Annotated in this window: 1 protein-coding gene; it reads right to left on the bottom strand. The window is 75.5% G+C overall.

What is annotated here, in order from left to right:
* Window positions 1-881: EAL domain-containing protein (locus ACRYR7_RS25570; protein ID WP_432575202.1), on the bottom strand; the 881-nt coding region annotated here is incomplete at both ends.

The following is an 881-nucleotide window of genomic DNA, read 5'->3' as shown; positions in this document are numbered from 1 at the left end:
CGCGCTCTGCGGGCGGGCCAGGTGGTAGCCCTGCAGCAGCCGCACCCCCGCACCGGCCAGGTGCTCGCGCTGGGCCTGGTTCTCCACCCCCTCGGCGATCACCCGCACGCCCAGGCTGGCGGCAACCACCAGCACCGCCTCCACCAGGGCGCGCGAGCGCGCATCGCCGGGCAGGCCAGCCACGAAACCCCGGTCGACCTTGGCGTAGGCCACCGGCAGCCCCACCAGGCGAGCCAGGGAGGAGTACCCGGTGCCGAAGTCGTCGATGGCCACCGGGTGCCCGCGGTGGGAGTACCCGCCCACCGCGGGCAGCAGCAGCGGGTCGGTGAAGACCTCCTCCAGGATCTCCAGGCCCAGGTCCGCCGGGACCAGCTCGTGCGCGGCCAGGCTGGCGACGATCACGGCGGTGGTGGACGCATCGGCCAGCTCGCGCGGGCGCAGGTTGCAGAACACCGTGGCCGGGGCGCGCTCACCCAGCTGCTCGCGCCAGGCGGCCAGCTGAGCGCACGCGGCCTCGATCACCCAGCGCCCGATGCCGCCCAGGGCACCGGCGGCCTCGGCGCGGTCGATGAACTCCCCCGCGCTCAGCAGGCCGTGCTGCGGGTGCTGCCAGCGCAGCAGGGCCTCCACCGCCTGCACGTGCCCGTCGCGCACGTCGATGACGGGCTGGTAGTGCAGGCGCAGCTGGTCGCGGGCCAGGGCGTGGACCAGCTCGCGCTCCAGGTGGCGCCCGAAGCTGCGCCCGGCGCCGAAGGCGTGGTCGTGCGTGACCACCCTGGCCCGCCCGGCCGCCTTGGCCGCGTACATCGCCGTGTCCGCCTCATGCAGCAGGGTCTCGGCGCTGAGGCCCTGGGCGCTCAGGACGGTGGCACCGGTGCTGC

This window comes from Kineococcus gurbantunggutensis (genome assembly GCF_050871925.1).
Taxonomy (GTDB): Bacteria; Actinomycetota; Actinomycetes; order Actinomycetales; family Kineococcaceae; genus Kineococcus.
Note: the sequence above shows the minus strand (reverse complement) of the source record. Positions and strands in the feature narration are given on the sequence as shown.